Annotated in this window: 20 protein-coding genes; 1 reads left to right on the top strand and 19 read right to left on the bottom strand. The window is 46.4% G+C overall.

The genetic code is table 11. The features are described 5' to 3' along the window. Window positions 1–313 precede the first annotated feature (313 nt). The 8 genes from BP97_RS37655 to BP97_RS0128060 all read right to left on the bottom strand — a co-directional run bounded on the left by BP97_RS37655 (window position 314) and on the right by BP97_RS0128060 (window position 8,016). The gene (locus tag BP97_RS37655) at window positions 314–1,519 is read right to left on the bottom strand and encodes an MFS transporter (RefSeq protein WP_064745750.1); all 1,206 of its coding nucleotides are present in this window, start codon (window positions 1,517–1,519) and stop codon (window positions 314–316) included. Between the two features lie 1,172 nt (window positions 1,520–2,691). Further along, window positions 2,692–2,985, bottom strand: a complete 294-nt coding sequence (locus BP97_RS0128090) for a hypothetical protein (protein ID WP_028552095.1) — start codon at window positions 2,983–2,985, stop codon at window positions 2,692–2,694. Between the two features lie 101 nt (window positions 2,986–3,086). Beyond that, on the bottom strand, window positions 3,087–3,884 hold the full coding sequence (locus BP97_RS37650; RefSeq protein WP_197035552.1) for a phytanoyl-CoA dioxygenase family protein: 798 nt from the start codon (window positions 3,882–3,884) through the stop codon (window positions 3,087–3,089). Window positions 3,885–4,039: 155 nt separating this feature from the next. Then, a complete protein-coding gene (locus BP97_RS0128080) occupies window positions 4,040–4,861 on the bottom strand; it encodes an AraC family transcriptional regulator (protein ID WP_156043364.1) in 822 nt (273 codons plus the stop codon). A 503-nt stretch (window positions 4,862–5,364) separates the two neighbouring features. Then, window positions 5,365–5,499, bottom strand: coding sequence for a hypothetical protein (locus BP97_RS41495; RefSeq protein WP_269321932.1), 135 nt, complete (start codon window positions 5,497–5,499; stop codon window positions 5,365–5,367). Window positions 5,500–5,594: 95 nt separating this feature from the next. Then, a complete protein-coding gene (locus BP97_RS0128070) occupies window positions 5,595–6,104 on the bottom strand; it encodes a hypothetical protein (RefSeq protein ID WP_028552093.1) in 510 nt (169 codons plus the stop codon). Window positions 6,105–6,154: 50 nt separating this feature from the next. After that, a complete protein-coding gene (locus tag BP97_RS0128065; protein WP_231506461.1) occupies window positions 6,155–6,697 on the bottom strand; it encodes a hypothetical protein in 543 nt (180 codons plus the stop codon). Window positions 6,698–6,882: 185 nt separating this feature from the next. Next, window positions 6,883–8,016: a glycoside hydrolase family 172 protein gene (locus BP97_RS0128060; RefSeq protein WP_036746667.1), complete on the bottom strand. Its 1,134-nt coding sequence runs from the start codon at window positions 8,014–8,016 to the stop codon at window positions 6,883–6,885. Window positions 8,017–8,159: 143 nt separating this feature from the next. Between BP97_RS0128060 and BP97_RS0128055 the strand changes: the two genes are divergently transcribed. Further along, window positions 8,160–9,035, top strand: coding sequence for an AraC family transcriptional regulator (locus BP97_RS0128055; RefSeq protein ID WP_028552090.1), 876 nt, complete (start codon window positions 8,160–8,162; stop codon window positions 9,033–9,035). A 679-nt stretch (window positions 9,036–9,714) separates the two neighbouring features. Here the strand turns inward: BP97_RS0128055 and BP97_RS0128045 are convergent. The 11 genes from BP97_RS0128045 to ppsA all read right to left on the bottom strand — a co-directional run bounded on the left by BP97_RS0128045 (window position 9,715) and on the right by ppsA (window position 21,504). Then, the gene (locus tag BP97_RS0128045) at window positions 9,715–10,317 is read right to left on the bottom strand and encodes a class I SAM-dependent methyltransferase (protein ID WP_028552089.1); all 603 of its coding nucleotides are present in this window, start codon (window positions 10,315–10,317) and stop codon (window positions 9,715–9,717) included. A 239-nt stretch (window positions 10,318–10,556) separates the two neighbouring features. Then, a complete protein-coding gene (locus tag BP97_RS0128040; RefSeq protein ID WP_028552088.1) occupies window positions 10,557–11,507 on the bottom strand; it encodes an AraC family transcriptional regulator in 951 nt (316 codons plus the stop codon). A 113-nt stretch (window positions 11,508–11,620) separates the two neighbouring features. Beyond that, entirely contained in the window at window positions 11,621–12,439 is an 819-nt protein-coding gene (locus BP97_RS37640; protein ID WP_197035551.1) for an SDR family NAD(P)-dependent oxidoreductase, read from the bottom strand. Continuing rightward, the gene (locus BP97_RS37635; protein ID WP_036746665.1) at window positions 12,378–13,085 is read right to left on the bottom strand and encodes an SDR family NAD(P)-dependent oxidoreductase; all 708 of its coding nucleotides are present in this window, start codon (window positions 13,083–13,085) and stop codon (window positions 12,378–12,380) included. Before BP97_RS37635 ends, BP97_RS37640 begins: the two co-directional genes overlap by 62 nt. Before the next feature lie 13 nt (window positions 13,086–13,098). Further along, window positions 13,099–13,752: a ThuA domain-containing protein gene (locus BP97_RS0128025; RefSeq protein ID WP_028552087.1), complete on the bottom strand. Its 654-nt coding sequence runs from the start codon at window positions 13,750–13,752 to the stop codon at window positions 13,099–13,101. Window positions 13,753–13,785: 33 nt separating this feature from the next. Beyond that, on the bottom strand, window positions 13,786–14,571 hold the full coding sequence (locus tag BP97_RS0128020; RefSeq protein WP_028552086.1) for an alpha/beta hydrolase: 786 nt from the start codon (window positions 14,569–14,571) through the stop codon (window positions 13,786–13,788). A 30-nt stretch (window positions 14,572–14,601) separates the two neighbouring features. After that, complete coding sequence (locus BP97_RS0128015; protein WP_197035554.1) at window positions 14,602–15,363, bottom strand: sulfite exporter TauE/SafE family protein; 762 nt, start codon at window positions 15,361–15,363, stop codon at window positions 14,602–14,604. Between the two features lie 54 nt (window positions 15,364–15,417). Further along, a complete protein-coding gene (locus tag BP97_RS0128010) occupies window positions 15,418–16,740 on the bottom strand; it encodes an ABC transporter substrate-binding protein (protein WP_028552084.1) in 1,323 nt (440 codons plus the stop codon). A 461-nt stretch (window positions 16,741–17,201) separates the two neighbouring features. Further along, window positions 17,202–18,017, bottom strand: a complete 816-nt coding sequence (locus BP97_RS0128005) for a tetratricopeptide repeat protein (protein WP_028552083.1) — start codon at window positions 18,015–18,017, stop codon at window positions 17,202–17,204. A gap of 428 nt (window positions 18,018–18,445) precedes the next feature. Further along, window positions 18,446–18,712, bottom strand: a complete 267-nt coding sequence (locus BP97_RS0128000) for a hypothetical protein (protein WP_028552082.1) — start codon at window positions 18,710–18,712, stop codon at window positions 18,446–18,448. A 182-nt stretch (window positions 18,713–18,894) separates the two neighbouring features. Beyond that, window positions 18,895–21,504: a phosphoenolpyruvate synthase gene (gene ppsA / locus BP97_RS0127995; RefSeq protein WP_028552081.1), complete on the bottom strand. Its 2,610-nt coding sequence runs from the start codon at window positions 21,502–21,504 to the stop codon at window positions 18,895–18,897. Between the last annotated feature and the right edge of the window lie 302 nt (window positions 21,505–21,806).

Genomic DNA, 21,806 nt, shown 5'->3' with positions numbered 1-21,806 from the left:
ATTAAGACGAGGTGGATACATGAAAAGTTATGGTAAAAAAATGACCTATCACCTAATTTTTTTATATTGATCTACGGTTCTCGTTAAATAAAGTATTAGATTGGTGTGTTTGGGGATATTAGAACACCTATCATGGTTGTTTCGAGTGCTAGCAGCGGACGACAAAAAAAGGAGTCAAGCACAAAGCTGCTTAAACTCCCCTTTCATTCAAATGCTCACTTGTTCTAACAATCAGGTAGTCCTCTACACATTCCCTTTCTCTGTCCCATATTAAACAATGGAATGACGGGTAAAGCGTACTACAGTAACAACATCATTTCGTCAGTGCGTCGGGCGCGCGAGGAGGTACAGTCGTTCCGGCCCTTGCCCTACTCAGCAGTAGGTAAGCCAGTATGGAAGTGACACAGCCGAGAGCGCCTACCATCAGGAAGCCGTTCTCTAAGGATAGCCAATCTCCTGCGGCTCCCATGAATAAGGGGCCTCCGAACATCCCTAAGCCGTAAATTGCCTGATAGAAACCCATCGCAGTGGCACGTTTTCCGGTTTCCATATGCTTTATGCTCAATGACATCAGCACCGGTGAAGTAAAGCCTCTTCCAAAACCGGCCAAAGCTTGTGTCAGCATGAGCACCCAGAGTGTTGATGTGAAAGGAATTGCCACAGTAAAAACCCCGCTGATGATAAAACCGATAATGATCGTGTTCCGCTCTCCCAGCTTTTGCGCCAAATGCCTTCCCCCGAACCAGGCGGCTAACGCGGTAGGGAACGTGGAAAAGAAGGTCAGCAGCCCCATATCAAGCTTAGTGGCTTCTAGCGACTGGGCAAACACTGGTGTGAAGCCAAACACAGTGGCGAAGGTTAGTACTTGAAACAAAATGGATAAAAAGGAAACAGTAAGCAGCGTTCGGTCCTTCGCAACTTCTAGAACACCATCGAAGGTAATTTTTTGCGCGTGCTTATCCACCTTTTCAACCAGATACAATGCACCGACGAGCCCTATCGCTCCTACCGCCGCACCGATGATAAACGAGGACTCCCATCCGAAACGGTCCGCAAACCATCCGCCGAGAAGAATACCGAGCATTTGTCCCATCGAATTGTAAAAGGACAGCGTTCCCAACGCTTTGGTTGTTTCTTCTTTCTTGAAGTAGCTGACGAACAAAATGGTAAAATCGACCCAAGTGGCTGCCGCAGCACCCGCAAGTGCCCTCAGGATGAGAATCCAGGTGATCTCCTGGCTGATCAGAATGCCCAGTCCGGCCAGTACAGAGAATAGCAGACCGAACAAGATAAACAATTTGCGCTTGTGATAGCGGTCTGAAAGCACTCCAACGGGAATCCGCAACAGCATCTGGCTTAGCCCGTACATACCGACAATAAAGCCGGCCATTTGGTGGGAAGCGCCTAGATACTCCACATACGAGGCCAAAATCGGAACGCAAGTATACATGGAAAACCAGAACAGCAAGGTCACGATACAAAAAAGAGGGATTCGATAACTTGCCTCAGCGTTAGCCAAAGTGATCACTCCGCCCTATGTTAATTATATCCAATATCATAGTAAATAAGGGGGAGCATGACAAGGACTGTATTGAAATCCATTTAATAACCTTGAGGTAAGTAATGAACTGTTCAAGACAGTAAACTACAATGTATAAATCCCTAGACTTTGATGATTATGATTACGTTAAACTGTCCGTTCGTATTATGAAGTCAGCCAGTTTTTACTGGTTGACCTCTTTGCATTTAAGAGGTTTAGTAAACGGTAGCCGGGGTCGAACGCAACTGTCCGTGGGACCTTGATCTCGTCAGCTAAACTGTTCACCCCCTACTTGTAGAAACATGTTTGAGGTTGGTTGAGACTATGATCTCGAATAACAAGCGAAGCTATGACATGCAGAAATGAATCCAGTAGTCGGACTGGATATTGCTAAAGGAGAAAGTCAGGGCCAGGCGTTCTTAGACAAAGGAACGCCCTACGCTACCGACATGACATGCAGAAATGAATCCAGTAGTCGGACTGGATATTGCTAAAGGAGAAAGTCAGGGCCAGGCGTTCTTAGACAAAGGAACGCCCTACGGTAAGAGTTTTTCAATCATTCATACACATGAGGGATTACTGCTTTTCCATCAGCTTTTAAGGAATCTTGAAGCCATCACTGGTAAAAATCCTTCAGAGACTTATTCCGATAAAAAACACAATCCAACTTTATCTAAAAAGCACTCCGTCAATAGACGACACAATGAAATATGCTACAGCAGCTGCCCTTCCGATCACATTGACCCAATCATTTCCGGATATCCCTCACGAAAAAAACCGCCCTATTCGGCGGTTTTTACTCCTTTATTGCTTCGTTTTGCCATTGGATCCAGCTACCTCGGAGTCCTGGTTATTTCCAGGTTGAGATTTTTTGCCGTTATTGTTCGCATTATTGCGAGACATCCTTCCTACCTCCCTTTATCGGTATGAGCAGTACGATAAAAGTATGCCACTCCTTGGATTCCATATTCATATCCGGCGGAGCAAGTTCTCAGAATGAGTTTCCTCCTCTTCTTAATTCTTTTTTAGCGCTTCAGCATGCCGACCACCCTTAATGAAACTTCTTTATTCATGTGGAACCACCTTAAGTTTGCTTGTCTTCAGTACATATATCTATCTGTCGATCGTCTCGGATAGTTGAATTGCATGCATTATGTAGTTATCCAATCGTATTCATTAACGTTATGGCTTAGTTTAGTACTCGCCACTGCATCTTCTAGCGTATCGAAATCAAAATCTCCAATGACTTCCCAATTCGTATCACAAGAAAAAAGATAATACTTATTACTTCCTTCGTACTGACAAATTGCCATTGCAGTAATGCGAAGTTGGTCTATAATTTCTTGGCTATCATTCAATATTCCAACTACCCCATAGTGGTTTGCCATAGAATTTGATGTGTGTTGAATTACCTTCGCACCATCCAATTCAGTCGGAATCATCATTATCAGTCCCTCCCAACTTATTGCGCTAACCTGTCCGTTTCTTCAATGAAAACAGGAACTGCTGCCGCGGCAACTGCTCCTGCTGTTGTTCAAACTTCGACTTAAGCCCGCGCGAGTAATGGAAACAGACCGCCGCGGATCGGCTCACCCACGGCAAGACCTAGGCCGTTCGTAATCGTATGGGACTTGCCGCTGTACGTCGTGCCGTCGGTCATGTAGATGATGGCGAGCACCCGGCGCGGCTTGTCGGTGACGTTCGAATGGGCGTAGTGGAACGTCAGTCCGTCGTGGAAAGTGCAGCTTCCCGCCTTCATGCGGACGATGACCGGCTTCGTATGCTCGTGCTCGGTCCCTTTCGTATATTCGAAGATGTCCTGCGGATCGACGAGACTGATCGGGCTCAGCTTGCCGATGCTGCGTGAGCCCGGCACGAACATCATGCAGCCGTTGCGCTCGTCCACGTCATCGAGCGTAATCCAGATCGACAGCGCTCCGGTTTCGTTCATCGGCCAATACGTCAAGTCCTGGTGCCAAGGGGTTGGCTTCGAATCACCGGGCATTTTCAGTAGGGCGTGATCATGAAACAGCCTGATCCCGCTTGCGCCGACCAATTGCCTGGCCATTTCCGCAAAGCGCGAATGCGCTGTATATTTGGCCATGCCGGCATGATCCCGCCAAATATTAACCCGCTGATTCAGCACACGGTAGTAGGCTCCCCCTTTTTGATCCGTCTGAGTGGACATACCTTGGGCAGAATTCATCGCTTCGTCCATGTAGTCGCGCAATTCCTCCAGCTCGTCAGCCGTGAGTACGTTGTGGATTTGAACGAAGCCGTTTTTGCGGTAAAACTCGATTTTTTCCTGCGGAAGCAGGCTATTCGGTTCAAGTGTGTTATACATCGGAATCACTCCTTTCGTTTGATACCAATGTACAATGCGGAAGTGCAGCGCATCTTGGCTCATTTACCAAAAAAACAGGCCGATCCGCCATCCCGTGGGCAACTTCTCCTGAAGAGGCAGTACCGGAACGTGGGGGCCTTGACGTCGCCAGCCGATTAGCCGCCGTTTCTGCCTCCTGCTTTCGCCCCCCTGCGAAATTGCCCAGGTGTAACGCCTACCAGCTGCTTGAACACTTTGTTGAAAAAGCTCAGGTCGTCGAAGCCGACCTGCCCGGCGATATGTAAAATACTGGCGTCTGAGGCGAGCAGCAGCTTTTTCGCCATGGCGATGCGCGCTTCGTTGCGGTATTCGATGAACGTTTTGCCGATATGCTGCTTGAATTTGGCGGTGAACGACGACTGGCTCATGCCGCACAACCTACTGACCTGATCGAGCGATAGCGGTCGGGCATGATGCATGTCGATGAATTCGGCCATCCGCTTCATAACTTCCCGATCGGGAGCGAGCGCCGTCATCGGACGGTGCAGCGACCGGTCGTAGCAGCGGCTCAGGAAAACGAACAACTCGATCAACCGCGTTTTGACGAGAAGCCGGTAGCCCGGCTTTTTTTCTTTGTACTCGGAAAGGATTCGATCCAGCAAATGCTTTATTTCCAGCTGATCGTGCGGCTCCATATTCAGGTGGGACTGAAAGTGAACCGACTGCCGCAGAAACGGCTCCACATAAAAGAAGTCGACGAACGAATCCACGGTAGATAACATCTGCAGCTCATTCGATAAAATCGACGGTGTGAACAGCACATTGTATACCGTCAGGTTCGGATCCTTCCCGCCTTTATAGGAATGCTCGGCATCCGGCTCGATGACGAAAACGTCGCCTTCGTAGATCCGATATGAGTCGCCGCGGTAATCGTGCCGGCCCGACCCTTCCACTACATAGACTAGCTCGACGAATTCATGAGAGTGTGGCTCCACCATCTCCTCTGCTCGAAACGGATACTGAGTGATATGGAACGGAAAGTTGGCGCTCTCGAAATACCGGGAATTGCTGATCCTTGTCACCTCGGTGCCCCCCAATGCCACGTACTTATTTTATCGATAATGATCCGATGGTTGCCGAGAACGGAATATTGCATACTTGTATGATAGAACATTTCTCTTTTTCGGGGAAGCGGGAGTGATATGTGAAAAAACAAAGCAGCCTTTGTCCGGCAAACTGTGATTCGGATCAAGGCTGTTTTGTTTTTTTCGTGGTTAGCGGAAATGCCGCCTGCTGATGCCCTTGACTTGACTCCGCAGCACCGCCGCAACGCTGTGAAGTAAGCGTCAGCCCAAGAAACGGTATCTTTCATCCGATTCGAAGGCACCGTTGCTCCAGTACGGCTTTCATGTAACAAAGGCGTTTGTTCGAATAGAAAAAAAACAAGCCGAGACGAAACGTATCGTCATCAGCCTGCTTGTAACGTGCTTTTTACATTATCTTACTTTGCAGCAGCCACAGCTGTAGTCGAAGAAGCTGAAGTTCTCAGCTGCTCACTAGCCTGAAGCAGAACTTCAAACCTTCCAAAGCCGGATCCTTTTTTAATATCTTTAATATCACCACGTGGTGGAAACATACGAGCACCTCCTTAATTAATGGAATTAAGTTTACATTATCATCCAGAGCAAAGGAGGGTCAATCCTTATTTCGCAATTCGTGTCAAATTTCACGTTACAGCCGGTTCAAATAGCGCAAAAGCTCGGAAATCTCCGTTGAGTAAACGTTATCCACCCCATACTCGCCCTCACGACTTCCAATAATCCGGGCAAATTTGGAGTACAGCCGGTTCAAATACGTGTTATTCTGACGGGCATGGAATCGAAAATGCCGCACATTGCTATTTTCCTCGGCAATCTGATTCACCATATGATGGAAGCCTTGCCAAAAGATACGGCTGCTGCGGCAAGCCTCTTTCAAAATGACCGAATAAACGAAAGCAATCTCTCCATCAGGTTTCTTTTCATTATTTTCGTCTACATAGCAGTAGTGCCCCCAGCCAATCATATGCTGCCTATCGTCTTCAATCATAATAATATGGGAATCGCGGACATATTCCAAAACATGAATAATGGTATCGTTTAAAGTAAAATCATTGGAAAAATCTTTCCGATTTTGAATAAAATACAGCGTAAACCGCGCCAAATCCTCGTCGCCTTCACACCGTCTGAATCGAACAAGCATCGGCTGCAACACCTCCTATATCTACACTTGATGCTTCATGACTTTAGCGGTCAAAAATACTCTAAATGCCGAAACTTCGCCGCATAATCCTGCCAGTCCGCTAACGTTCCACGATATTCGTCCAACGTTCCGAAAGCGGTCTCGTGCGATGCGGTCCTTTCAGCCAGCTTGCCGAACAAATTCCGCAATGTGCCATCAGCCGGGGCCCAGAAGCGCAGCTCACTTACCCCTTCGTCTAGATGAGCTAAATATTGCGTTACAAACTGGAGTCCTTCGAGGAACATGCGGGTTCTGCGGTGCTCCTTCACAATGTAAGCAATCTGAATTTGTACGATATGGGTGTCTTGATATTGATTTTCACCGGTTCCAAAAATCAAGCCGACGGCGCCGACAATGTCTTCGTTCTCCTCATCAAAGCATAAAATGGCTTCCTTGTTCATAAGCACCGGGCTTGCAATAAAGCTGAGGGATAAGGGGAAAGAGTATGGAAGCTGCAATTGACCGTAATGCTCGAGTAGAAATTCGATAAATTTCTCCTGATACCTCTCCATGGAGCATATTGAAAAATAATAACCCATGACGCCGATTTCCAACCTCCATTACGATAGCTTTTTGGTGAATTATACCATGACACAGCTAGAAGAAGCATCCACTTTGTGAAAAAAGCAAGCTTGTACCGGACGGATCGCAATAAAAAAAGATCACCCTTAACCCTGCCCATTAGGCTAAGCGTCAAGTGATCTTGTAATGGGAACACATTAAAAATATTCCTATCGGATTACTCTTGTTTTGGCTTCCTTTCATTGCCCCACAAGTTTTTTGCCCCGCCCATAGCGAGTCTCCACTCGTGCCGCCAGCGATGGACGTCCTGAACGTTGATCTCCGGCATGTTTGCCCTGCGCTCCTTTGGAGGTATTGCAGGAAACGGCTTATGCGGCTCCGCTTGGTACCAATAGGAGACAGTGCTAATATCGAGCGCGAGGTTGTTATTGTGTCCGTGCTCTATGCTGGCCCTAAGCGACTTATCGAAGTGGATCGGATCTTCAAGGAAAAAACGGTAGCAATGCGTCCGTCCCATCCATCCCAGCTTATCGGGAATCCGCGCATAACCGAAGTAAGGGTGCAGATACAATTCGTTTGGGCACCACGAGCTGTTGAAGAAATCTTCCGTCCCCGTACCGTGAAGGGATCCCGGCCAATCCTCGCCATCAATCAACCACATATCGTCCCCTTCTCCATACCACATTGGCCCCGGGCTATCGACATAATAGTTAATGCCGACAAAATGCCCTTTTCCCTCAATATCGGCAAATAAATAATTGTGCTTATCCGATACGTTCATCCCTTGGGGAGCAATGACATCCCATTCCGTTTCTCCCTCCTCCGGATGTACCTCCGTAACCTCCCGATTCCACCATGCATGAAAACGTCCCATATGGTCAGGCATCGAATCGTGTGCTTCATAGTCAATGTAATAGTATAACGATGACAGCTCATGCTCGGAGTCGTTCTCAATCGTAATCTTAGCCCCGTGGCCGAAAGGCATGGGAAAATAACTGTTTAGAGCTCTCCCCTGCGCCGGTGCAGCTGCCAATGGAAGTGACTGGAAGTTATATTCCTCGCCCCACCCTTGACCGAAAAAATCACCTAACGGCGATTCGACGCTCGGCTTGTCTTCCCCGTCCCAATACATGCGTATAATGGCGTTGCGCCGAATGAAACGATCTTTGGTGCTGAGCGTCATCCAAATGTGCTTAATAATCCCCGCTCCTTGAATGGCAGCCAGCTCCGCCGTCTCACCGGGAGCAATGGTAATCTTGTCTTTATTCCCGCCTGTCCGATCATAACTGGAGATACGCTTCGTCCTTACCTTTTCTTGTAACAAGGCAATGTTGGCTAATGGTCCTTGCATCCTGCATCCTCCTCCGAACTTTGAGATCATTTCATTCATTTCTGCTATAAGTATAGCCGAAGACAGCTGTCCATGAATTTAGCGCAAACCGTTGTTCATTTATCAATTATTGCTATAATGGCACTAAAGGAGGGTTCATTGCTATGTCCGAAACGGTATTGTCTCCTTATGTCCGGCGGGCTTGGGATCATTCTGCCTCTAGTCCCTGGTCCGTTCGTCCCCGTACGTTATGGGACTACGAGCTGCTATATATCAAGGAAGGCCACCTGCTTATTACCATAGAAGACATTGCCTACGAGGGCATCCCCGGTGACTTGTTTTTGTTCAAGCCCAGGCAGAGGCATTCCATCCGCTCTAACAGCTCCCTTAGAGTCAGGCAGCCACACATTCACTTCGATCTGGTGGAACAGGTCGATAGCCCGCAGATCCCGGTATCTTTTATTACGGAAAATGAAATGAACGAACAGGAGCTTACTTGGTTTCGCCCTGATTTGCTATCAGCGGGACCGTTCGCTCTGCCCAATCGGATCCGGCTCACACATCCCGCCGTAATGGAACAAATGCTATTCGATCTGATCCATGAATATCATCTCCGGCTTCCTTATTTCCACCTTCAAATGAAGAGTCAGCTACTTAAGCTGCTGACCTACCTTATCAGGGAACGGCACTGGTCCGAGACTCCGCAAATCCATGCTCATCAATCTTTGCTAATGAGTGTGCGACAATACATAACCGAACATTCTCATACCGATATTTCGCTCGACGAATTGTCAACCCGATTTCATATCAGCAAATATTATTTGACTAGACTGTTCCGGGATGCCTTCCATATGAGTCCGATTCAATACCATCAGACGGTCCGGGTCGAAAAGGCGAAGCAACTGATCCAATTCACCGGGCTAACGATTCAAAGTATAGCCGATCAGCTCGGCTACGCGAATATCCATGCCTTCAGCCGTGCTTTCAAAAACAAGGAAGGCGTTGCTCCATCGAATTATCGTTTGCATGAAGGAAAATGAACGCTGATTACGCGTTTCTTGGAAATGGTCATCCACAACCTTTGAAGCTTAACCGGAATACCCACTGTGTACGCCACACATACCAAAAAAAGGAGGGGATCGTCCCCTCCTTGAGCTTTTCGAGAAATTCTTGATAAATCATTAACGATGTTAACCAGTGTATGGCTTTCTGTTGGCGTTGCGTTGCTCCATCCTTGCTCCGATGCAAAGAAGTCCACACCGTGGAATGGGTGCTGCCAGTAACTTGAAGATAGTGCCTGCATTCGCTCCGATATGTATGTAGCTGCCGGCCCATACGGTAATATTACACCCTTCTCAAAATGTATAAAATTAGAAAATCGCCTTCCTGTACCTCAAAGTTGATGCACGAGTAAAAAGTAGTTCAAAAACTTGCCCGAGCCTGGCTGACGGACAAATTCTCGCTTTATTAGGGGGATGACTCAAACGTTTTCACGACTTCATACATACCCGGATCGAACGTGGCGATCGTCAACGCCTCTTGAAAATACTGCAGCGGCTTCGGATCTTCTCGCATCGCCATGTAATGCTCCTTGCTTAACCACGCATACCAGCTGATGACACAGCTTAGAACCCATTTCCTTGATGATTCCTTGATTCTGACCATCGACTACCATTGAAATCATGATCTTTGATGAATTATGTGTATCTGCCATAAAGTTTATTTTTGAGAATCAAGAATAAACATAGATGCATCTTGTCCCATGAATATTTTACTTCCATTATAAAAAGTTTTGGATTGAATATTACTGTACCCTATATTAGCCATAATGTCAGTTAGCTTTACTTGATTAAATCCGTTATGAACTATATCTGAAACTACTTTTTCATTTTTATTATAATCTACGATTAATAAATGTCCGCCTTCATTTAGAACATCAAATAATCTTGATAAAACTAATTCAACATCATTAATATGGAGGAGAACCTGAGCCATAAAAACATAGTCAGCATGTAAATCCGATAGACCTTCCTTTTCAAAATCAAAGCATAATGTATCTGCATTCTGAATATTAGAATCAGAAATTTTTTGCTTGATTTGATTAATCATGTTTTGTGAAGTATCCAGAAAAAGCATTGAATTAAAATCGTTTAACAAGTTCATTCCGACAAGACCTGTTCCACACCCAAAATCAATAGCATTCTTACTATTAGCGTCAACTAAATATTCACGAATGGCATCCGAAGATACCTTTGCAATTTGAATTCTTTCAGAAGTGTCATATGTATTAGCTATCATTTCAAACTTATCCGTATTTCCCATAATTACCTCTCCAATCTCAATCTGCCTTAATGAAATCCTGAAAACAACAATATAGAATGATAATCTATCGCTTAGAACCTACATATATCATATTCATGACCTAGAGCCAAGTCCTTTTTTAACAGGTCATTTTCTTTTTCAGGAGGCTCCTAACATCCTCCACAGCCGGTCACAGCTATGCGTTCAATTAAAGCTCTTGTGAATGCGCTAACATTTCTTCTTTTTATTCAATATTCCCCCTAATCGATTTGGTTAATCAAACGGGTATGAGAGGATATAATCTCTTCCAGTCTCCTGATGATTTCCGGATTAAACACTTCCGTATCCATCGGCTCCATCTTGTTCTCAACAGCAAGCTGTCCTTTTTTATAATGATACGGAGTGAAATGATATTTGTTCTTAAATGTCCTATTAAACGATTTCACATTCGGAAAACCGACAGAAAGAGCAATGTCCATCATGCTAGCCGATTTGTCGGACATCAGCAGCTCCAGAGCTTTTTGGATGCGTATTTGGTTCAAGCACTCTGAGAAGGTAATTCCGACCTTTCTTTTGAAAAAATGACTTAAATAATACACATTCAGAAATTCTTCATTGGCAAAATCCTTAAGTGATATCGCATGTTTATAATTATCGTTCATGTATTTCAGCACGCGGTTCAACCGTTGAAAATCGGATTCCGACAATGCTTCCGAGTTCTCATGGCGATGAGTGTAGGGCAGATTGCGCAGCAGACGGCTTATGAACCTATGAATATGCGCCATCACTTCATTATGGTAGCCCGCCTTCTGATAATACAATTCAAGAATCATTTGCAGGGTAAGCTGTTTCAGCTCGGCAAGGATCGGATTCGGCCCTCCTTTATCGTGCAAATGGGCCGGATCGAAATAAAGCTGGGTGAAATCGTACCCGAACTGCTTGCAAAAAGATAAATCAATTTGGATAATCAAGGCCAAATTGTTGGACCCGGCATATTCGGAGGCGTGAATTTCGTTGCAATTCATAATAAGCATTTCCTGTTTCTCCAAATGATAATGCTGCTTCGTCGTTCTAATATGAATGGAGCCCTCCAGCACCAGGAAAATCTCCAGCTCTTTGTGCCAATGGTAGCTATAGCTCGATTTGCGATGCATGACTAGGCGAATGGGCAAGCTTTTTTGCAGCGGGATGACTTTATAAGTATATTCCATGTTCCTCCACTTCCCTTATACTCTATGATAGGTATACAAGGTGCGACCCTAACCACGGTATAAGCTAAAAAGCAGCCGATACCGGTTCATACCGATAAAAAGCTGCCTCTTCCTTACCATGGCCAGTCATTGCCCTTCCAATCACGCATCGTTAGTGTCCCTTCATTCACTTCGCCTGTATCGTTCGCGAGCCGGGGATGTAAGAAGTAAGACAGAGCGGAAGCGGCGACGTCGTCTGGCTCCAATTCGGCGATTGTGTTTTTATGTCCGGACATGTAAGTTTTCATCCATCCGGGATGAAATAACCGAAACGTGTAGCCTTGCGGTTGAAGTATATTGAACAGCAGCTTGACGCCCATATTTAAAGCAGCTTTGGACATGCAATAACCGTACCATGACTCGCGCCGGCTGCGGCTGATACTTCCTGCTTCGGATGAGACGATGCACAGCCGTTTCAGCTCCCCTGCGTTCGTCAGCGGAAGAAAAGCGCTCGTGACCCTTAGCATGCCGACCGCATTCACATTATACACACGCAGCATGTCGTCGTAGTCCGGATTTTGCTTAATGGTTCTGTCATTCAACGGGCTGGAAACCCCAGCATTATGGATAACCGCATCCAGATGGGCTGCATGCAGCTTCACCTTACCCAAGGCTTGTTGGACGGATTCATCGGATGCGATGTCCAAATTTACGATGGTTATGCTGTCACCATATAGAGCTGACAGCTCTGTAAGCTCCGGCCAATCGGGAAGGTAGCTTCCGGCGAATACGCGCCAGCCCCGCTCGGCAAGCTGCTTCGTCAGCGAAAGACCAAGCCCGCGATCGGCACCTGTAACTAATGCGGTTTGCACAGCAATGCCCCCTTTTTCATTAGGATGATAAGGTACGTTGTTTCCCTGTACTATCAACGACAGCAAAGCTTGAATCGCCATTCCCGCGATCCTTGAAGAAGCGACATACCGCATCAATATTCTCCAGCGAAGCGGAGTGCTCCAGAAGCGACCGTCCGGCTTGCAGGTACACCCGGAACGAGTAGCCCTCCTTGCCCAGAAGATTGGCCATATTTTGGATTGCCATATGCAAGGCGGTTCTGGACATGCTGTACCCGAAACTGTCGGCATGAGAAGCAGTCTCAATGCTGCCCGATAGGCTGGAGACAATCCCGATCCGTTTGGATCCCTTCTCAGTTAAGGGCAGGAAAGCCTCGATAAAACGAATGGGACCTAAAGCATTCGTATCAAAGCTGTTCAAGACGGATTCGAAGTCGAGACCCTCCATGAAGGAATCCGCCTCCAGCCTATCGATGCTGCTGATAAGCAAATCAATGGAATCCGCTTCTTCGGCAACGACAGACGCTGCAGTCAGGAGAGACTGGATGGACGAAGGGTCCATGGATACTGTGCGGTAATGATTCGGATAGGCTGAGATAAGTTTGTTTGAATCCTCCACGGAATCGTCTGCAGATGGGTCTCCTGGCGTCACCCCTGCGATGACCTTCCATTCTTGTTCCAGTAAATTGCGGCATAGCGAAGCGCCAAGCGGATTGTCTCCTCCTAGAATAACTGCAACTTTTTCCATCCGCTCACCTCCTTTAATCCGTAATTTTCTCGATTTCACCGGCACACCAGCTAATGCCCTGCTGCAGGATGCTCCTATAAAAAGGACTCTGCCAGACATCGACGTAATGCCCTGGAGTCGCTACGCATATTCTTCCGTTGCCTTGTCGACGAGTCCACCCGGCCGGCTGCCGACCATGGATGGATTCAGAGGTCATAAACACCTCTGCTTGTTTGTCATCCAGCTCTATGAAATAATGCTCGTCTATCAGCGTCATTGTCCGTGATTCTGCATTTAGATGAAAGCTTGAGCTAGGCTCCAGCTGAAGCGTTACCTCGCCTGAGGGAGGATGATGAGTAAAGACACCGCCTACAAGCTGTCGAAACAATGGATCATTCGCGTACCCCACAGTACCCGAGTGAATAACGAACAGGCCGCCGCCCCATTCGACATAGTTTACGAACGATTGCTGAACGTCCTCCGTAAGCCATGGGCTCGGATCGCTTGCCGATCGGCAATTTGACTTGGTGAGAATGGTGACGGGATACTCGTTCATCCTATCAGCGGACCATGCCGTATCCTCCGTCATATAGTTGAATGTCATACCGGACAATTCAAGCGCTTTCAAACCTTGCCGGACCGTTTCTGCTGGATGCCAGCGGTCATCGCACACAACGCCAATTCGCATCTTTTCGTCCTCCTCTATCAACGCTATGAGATATTAAGTACTTCGTATCGGCAGCCACTGTAATACTTGCTGAATCGATTCGTCCCAAAAGCCCCATTCATGTCCGCGATCCGGCGCTTCTATGTAGGTTACATCCATCCGATCCCGGAATTGCTCATAAAACCGCTTATTAATCTCGTAATTATGATCGAGTGTACCGCAGGCTTGATACAATTTGGGCAGCTGAACGCCGTCGGCAAGATGACCTTCCAGCACATGAGCCAAATCATTCTCGCTTCGATCGTACTCCTCCAAGGACCCAAAGGTGTGCTTGGCCATCTGGAGCATAATGGAGTTGGCTATCACCGGTTCCCCTGTGAGTCGGCTGCGTTGGTCGAGGCTTCCCGACAAGCTTGCCACAGCGGCATACCGGTCGGGGCATACGATGCCAAGCTTGAACGCGCCGTAACCGCCCATGGATAATCCGGCAGCGAACGTGTCCTCCCGTTGATCCGATACATGGAAAAATTGTTGTACTAATCGCGGCAGCTCCTCCGATAAGAACGTAAAATACTTTAATCCGTATTTCTGATCGGAATAAAAGCTGTAATGTACGGCAGGCATCACGACAACCAGGCCCAGGCCGGACACATACCTTTCTATGGCTGTGTTCCTCTGCCAATTGGAATGATTGTCAGAGCCGCCATGCAGTAGATACAATACCGGATATGGCGGCTTGAACCGCCCCGGTTGCCTTTGGATTTGCTGCGGAATAATGACATCCATAGAGCTGGACAATCCTAATACTTCCGAAAAATACTCCACATGGACTAATGCCACACCTTTCCCTCCTTCTTAAGACCGGCCGCTTTAGAATAACAGCAATGCTGCTCCGACGAACGGAGTAGCTACCATAGCCGTCTTCAAATAAACAAGCGGCAGCCGTTTCGTAAATTTGGCTCCGATATAAGACCCGGTCATAATACCGGCCAATACTTCCGCCAGCAGCAGTAGATCCAGATGACCCGAGCCATAATAGCCCGCTCCTCCTGCAACCGCGATCGGAATGATGATCAGCATCGTTGTTCCCGCCGCTTGACTTATCGGCATTCTGAGCAGCGTGATGAGACCAATTTGGATAAATGGCGTCGATCCAATCCCGAACAAGCCTGATAAGGCTCCGCATACGATGCCGATAGCGCAAGCTCGAAACCAGAACGCTGCACCGGCTGTTAAGGCGGCAGGCCCAGGTTGAGACAGGTTCCTTTTGGCTGCGAGCCCCATTCTTATCCATAGCACGACGGCTGACAAGAACAGCATCCCTGCCGTCATCCATTGGAGCTTCGTTTCGTCGATTCCTACCGATAATTGCGAACAAATCCATGCACCGAAAGCCCCGGACAATCCGACGACAATGCCGGTACGAGGTGTAATGTTCCCTTCGCGGTAATGACTTACCGTACCGGAAGCCGAGGAGAACAGCATGGCTGCCAGCGCCGTGCCCAGCGCGGTATGGATCGGGAAGCCGAACACGGTGGACAGGATGGAAATAATGAACCCGGAGCCGCCTGCTCCGACGAAGCCCAGAATGAGACCAGCAGCGAACATAACCAAAATAATATGAGTGGACAAAACCATGTAGAACCCTTCTTTCATCATTCCATTCCTAATCCGAAACTTCAAGTACTATTTCTGCTTCGTCTCTATTTCTTTATTAGCTTCCTCCTCCGCCTTGCGAAGAGCTGTGTTGATATCCATTTTCCCTGCCAAATGATCCGCGAACGCCGCTCTTAATTTGGAGCGGACGATATCATCAAACTTGTGGGCCTTGTGCGGCTGTCTTGGCGTGCTTTTAAAAACTCCAGCTATATTTTTCGTTTGTAAGAGCGGATATTCCGAGCCGAACTGCTTCAACATATTATCGTTCTTAATAGATGGCAACGCACGTCCCAGCTTGACAAAATTTCCTTGCAGCTCCTCCGAGGAGGTCAAATATTGGATGACCTGGAACGCTTCCTCCTGATGCTTGCTCGTCTTGGACAAGGCGAATACATGAGCATCAACTTCCGCCGATTGGCCCGGAGATTCCGAGAAGCTAGGGAAGGATACGACATCCCAATTAAAGTTCAAGTCGGCATTGCTTCTCACCAGCGTTTGTAGTCTGGAGCCGAACCAGGGCATCATGGCGACATTCTTATCTTTCATAAAATCATCCGCGCCCTTCCAGATGTTCAGAGGGTCCTTAGGTTCGTTGCCGGGAATCGTATTCATCTCGCTAGCCATTTCGAAGGCACGCTTCCATTCGTCGGTCGTTACTTTGGCCTTCCCTGTTTTGTCGTCAATAAAGGATAGCGACATGGCAAGACCGAATGTATCTACCGTATCGATCGGTTGAATGCCCTTATACGTGATTCCGTCCTCTACCCGGGTCAGCTTCATAGCAAGAGCTTTAACCTGCTCCCAAGTCATTTGATCGGTAGGATAAGGAATGGAGAACTTATCGAAAATATCTTTGTTGTAGGCCATCATGTAATAATTTTCATAAAAGGGAAGCGCATACAATTCACCTTTAGAACCGTATCCCTGAATAGCGTCAACGGCTTCTTTTCGGTATCGGGTCAGATCCAGCTTGTGCTTGGCAGCGAACTCCCGGAGATCGACAGTAACATCTAATTCTTGGAATGTTATCAAGGCCCGTAATCCGGTCATAATGATATCTGGCATAGCCCCCGCCGTTAATAGCTCCGTCGGCCCCGATCCTTCTCCCGGAACGATGTATTCCAATGTCACGTTGGGAAATTTGCTTTTAACTGGTGCAGCGATATACTTCTCGAAATCCTCCTTTCCTAAAGCCCCGTTGTAAGCATAAGCTTTAAGAGTTATGGCTTCTTGCTTCGGGCTGTCTTGAAGGCCTGTCGGTGACTCCTGACTTGCTGCACCAGTGCAGCCAGCTATAACCGATATCGCGGTTAAAGTCGAAAGCTTGGATGCCCACTTAGGTTTGCCCATACTTCTTCCCCCCATAATAAGAAAACTTAATTGTTTCGCATGTTACGCGCTTTCATGATTAGATTAGCATGATTTCGTTGAAAAAGTAGGGCGATAATTGCTCTCCTTTTATGACTTAATTGCTTGATTGAAATGTCACACCCTTGCTCCCAACCTCCTCCAACCAAGTAGGGTCCGCCGAGTGCCTGCTCCTTACGCAGTAACGTTACAAGTTACTTTCTGCCGGAAAGGTCATATATTGCTGCTGTAGTAAAAAAAACGCCGCTCCATTATGGAACCGCGCTAAATCCAACTGATTATTAAAAATCCATTTTTCTGAATAGCCTGCGGGGATTCCAAAGCACTATAATTGTGTCCCCCGGACCTAAATGTAAACTACAGCCAAAAATATGAGCGAGTGCGCCTAAAACCAGCGCAGCAATGTATTCAATACGGTGGAAGTGCGCAATGCCGAGTATCGGCTATTTTTCTGTGTTCATCTCTTTGGCTGCTTCGTCAATTTCGATGCGTGTCACGGTTGTCAGGAAGGACAATTCTTTGGTAAGCGCCTGCTTAATCTGTTCGGCGGCCTCCTCTTTCTTCCCGAGCTTTTTAAGGGTCAGCGCGTAGTAATAGTAAGGCTCGGCGCGTTTCGGCGATTTGGACATCAGCTTCTCGAACATCTCCTCTGCCTCCGTCATTTTGCCAAGCATATAATAGTTCAATGCGCAGTTGTCCAGAATCGTCTTGTCGTCGCTGTTGAACGCATACGCTGCGAGATTGAACTCCAGCGATTCGTTCAGGTCGCCGTGCATCAGCTTGAAATAGCCCAGATTGCCGTAGATCAGCGTGTTTTTGTAATGCTCGAAAACGCCCTCCAGCTCTTTGACGCCTTCGTCCCGCTTCCCTTGCAGCCAGTATGCGGTAGCCAGATTGCAGCGAGCCTGCATCCTAATCTCGTGATTCGCGGTACGGCTAAGCACCTTCTGCAGCACAGCCTCCGCTTGCTCCGACTCGCCTGTCCTCATCAGCATATAGGCGTAGCCGATCTGATGCTTCTCCGGACACGGCTTGCTGGCATATGCTTTCTGGTACCAGGCAAGAGCCAGCTCGAACTGGTCTGCCGCGAATGCCGTGCTGCCGCGAATGGCATAGTAGCTCGATCTGGAGATATATCCCATCACCCCAATCAGCACGATAAAAAGTCCCCACCCGAGCAACGTATGTAAGCGAAATGCGATAATCATAATCAATACAAGTGCGGCGCAGGTAAGCGCCAGTTTGATAAGCAACTTCATTGAACCATCCCCTTTTTCTGCACTAGTACTATAATAGCCGGAAGCAGAGATTTAGCCAAATGGTGTCTTAAAATGAATAGGTTGTTGCTACTAAACTTACTACCAAAAACCCTGAGCCTATAAGATTCCAGCCAGTGGCAAAGTTTCTATGTTCCAGCTAGGCGGTACTTTTACGAAAAAGGAAGCAACCGTGGTAGCGGTATGCTTCCTAGTCATTGCACTATCGTGTCCCGTTTGTTCAAAAAAAGTTTGAATCTCCTCCGTTATTCAATCCCAAGAAGTGTAACCATGAAGCTTATAGCCTTTGTGTTTAGTGGTTATAGTCAATGAAAGGCATTTCAAGATTCCCTTCCCCCCACTATGAAATGTAGTGCCTAATAAGGGGAGTACCAGCGTTGCTGGCATCACACACAAATGTATGTGTTTGTTTACTTCTTCGCCGGGGGAGTCATCCCCTCGCCGTCGGCCGTTAGCTGTTGTTGCTGCCGGATCTCCTTAACCCGCTGTTCGTACCTCTCGCGGATCTTCGGTATTGCCTTCTCGCGTGCCTTTTCGATCCTCTCCTCAGCCAGTCGATCGAGCTTCTCTTTCTGCTCAGGGCTGACCTTGTACACATTTGTCGTTATGACCTCGGTTGTTTCAAATACCATTTTCGCTTTTTCCAAAGCTTTTTTCTCATTGTCCAAATTCGACACGTCTCCCGCCTCCGTCGTTTTGGTTAACTTTTGTGTCCTTTTTGTATCATGAGTTTACTAACTTCTGCCCGTTAATGTAACGCGGCCACCGATCCATGCCTGCAGCCGTGGTGGTCTGCGACATTAAACTAAATTTAATGCCGCCTATTATGACAGAGGTTCTTACATGACGTATCCAACCATTACAATATTTCAATGTACCCTTCTGTTCCATTCACGCGAATTCGTTGCCCGTCTTTTATCAGCTTGGTAGCATTATCCACTCCGACAACTGCTGGCAAGCCATATTCACGAGCGATAACGGCTCCATGGGTCATCAGTCCGCCAACTTCGGTGACCAGGCCTTTAATGGATACAAACAATGATGTCCAGCCAGGGTCAGTAAAGGCGGTGACTAATATATCTCCAGCTTCCAGCTCAGAATCTTCCATGTTTAAGATGACACGTGCTCGTCCCTCTATAACTCCGGTAGAGACAGGCAGACCTACAATCGCTTTGTCTGGCAGATTTTCTCGGTTGTACTCGCCCGCAATGATTTCACCATCAGACGTGATTACACGTGGGGGAGTTAGTTTTTCAAAAAATTTGTAATCGTCTTTTCGTTTACGGATGATCTGATAATCCAGTTTATTTGTGCGTACGACTTCGTGAAGTTCTTCAAAAGTGAGATAGTATATATCTTCTTTTTCATGAATAACGCTAGCTTGTACGAGTTGTTCGGCTTCTTTCAGTAAAGCCTGCTTATAAACGAAGTAGCGGTTAATCATGCCGTATTTTGGATATTCACGATAACCGATGAAATTCCGGATTAAGCTGATCACTCGTTTTGTCTCTTCAGCTTTTTGTTCGCCATCCGGTAATTGCTTCAATCGATCTAATAACTCTTGTTCTTTCTCTAAAGCTTCTTGCCGCCCTTGCTCAAATTTCCGCTTGCCAGCATTAGGCTCAAAGTTTTTGATATTACTGAGAATCATGGGGACAAGTGTAATTGGTTTTTCACTCCAACGAGTTCTCGAAATATCGATTTCACCGGCACATCGCATTCCGTATTTGTTGAGATAAGCATAGATAGCGTCATGAGTTTCCTGCCCACCATCAAACTTAACCAGTTCATCCAAAAAATTATCATCTATTACATGTTGTAAATAATCAATTACTTCCGGATAAGGACGAATCACATCTGCGACATCCAATAGCGCCAGACCCATTTCCGAAGTAATGTTGTTTGGTACAGATTGAGAAAGCGTATCTGCTGCGTTTTTTTCACCTAACCACTCGTACATTTTTTCATTGATCCATGACGAAGCATTCATAGCAGTCATAAAAACCTTTGAACTTTGTGGGTCAAATAAGATCTTCTTTAATTCCTGGAGATCTTCCAGAATAAAATCAAGTAAATCTGCTCTTGATTTCGTTTGGATGTTTTGCTTTAATTCTTCTATCGATGTTTGACTGTTCTTAATCAAATCAGAAACGATTGCCGGATCGTTTTCGATTTGTGCTTGAAAACCTGCAGACGACCTACCTTTACTGCTATTACCGGGACTCAGATCTTTTCTATCATCTGGTAACGATTTTATAAAATCTCGCTCTATTATGGTCGTGAGTGCGCCTTTTATGAGCGGATCGGATCCCATGGTATTTAATAAAGTTTCCCGGCCGACAGGTGTAGCCAGCCTAGGTGCAACATCAACAAACAACCTCCCACCGGCTTTACGCATAGGTGCAGGAGTAATTAACAGGTAAAAAGACAATCCCAATGGTTTTATGGGATCTGTCATCATTTGTTGATGACCAACAGATAGATAGACGTGATTTTCTTGATCAACCGCTTCTGGGATCGGGTATAAAGTCGTGATTGGCCGACTCTGGACAATATAAAATGTATCATCAGCCAAACACCATTCGATATCTTGCGGGCAACCAAAATAAGCTTCGATCTGTCTTCCGATGTGTGCCAGCTGTAAAATTTGTTGCTCAGTGAGTGTTTGAGACATCTGCTGATCAGGATCGATCTGCTTTGTCTCTGTTCCGCCTTCTTTTCGGCCATAGATAGCCAATTTTTTAGTTGCTATCCTCTTATCGACGATTTCCCCTTCCTGTACTTTATAGCAATCGGCAGATACCAAGCCAGAGACCAGTGCTTCTCCAAGTCCAAAACTGGCATCGATGGATAATAACTTTCGGTTGGAGGTAATTGGATCAGCGGTAAATAAAATCCCCGAAGCCTGTGGGAAAACCATCCTTTGAATGATAACGGATAAATATACTTGACTGTGGTCGAATCCATTTTGCATACGGTAGATTACTGCGCGATCCGTAAATAAGGAAGCCCAACATTTGCTGATATGCTGCAAGATGGCTTCTTTGCCGATGATATTTAAATAGGTGTCTTGTTGACCGGCAAAAGAGGCATGTGGTAAATCTTCAGCAGTCGCACTAGAACGCACTGCATAAGCATGTTCCTCACCATATTGGGAAAGATAGTAAGTAACTGCTTTCACAACATCGGAAGGAATTTCTACTTCCATAAGGATTTGTCGAATCTTCCTGCTGATTTCACCAATTTGATCGCGATTTTCTACTTTTAGCATGGCTAATTGATCCAACAAAGCACGATACGTTTCGTTATGTTCGAGGGCTTTTTGATATCCCACTGTTGTAACACAAAATCCTTCTGGTACTTGTATTCCTTGAATTTTTGATAATTCCCCTAAATTTAACCCTTTTCCGCCAACGAGCAAAAGCTGCGTTTTTTCAATTTCCTGGAAGCCGAGAACCAAAGAACTCATTCAACATCTCTCCTAACTGTTAGATTGAGAAAAAACATTTGACAAGAGTTTACCGGAACGATATAATTAAGATATAAGATGAACTAATTTTGACCATTTACCAAAAATGGTCGTTAACTGATTATATCATCATGTTTGTTTATGTGCAATATTAAAGAACCTGATACAAATGTACAGGTTTTTTTTTGATCCCATCAGAAAGTTTAACTTTACTAAAGCACTCAAGCATTGAACTTTCTTATTGGCAGGACTATGTTCTTGTCGTACGATACCCCTCAAATCAAAAAATCTAAACCTCCCTG

The sequence above is a fragment of the Paenibacillus sp. UNC451MF genome, from assembly GCF_000686845.1.
Taxonomy (GTDB): Bacteria; Bacillota; Bacilli; order Paenibacillales; family NBRC-103111; genus Paenibacillus_S.
The sequence above is the reverse complement of the archived record's forward strand: the minus strand, read 5'-3'. Positions and strand labels throughout refer to the sequence as shown.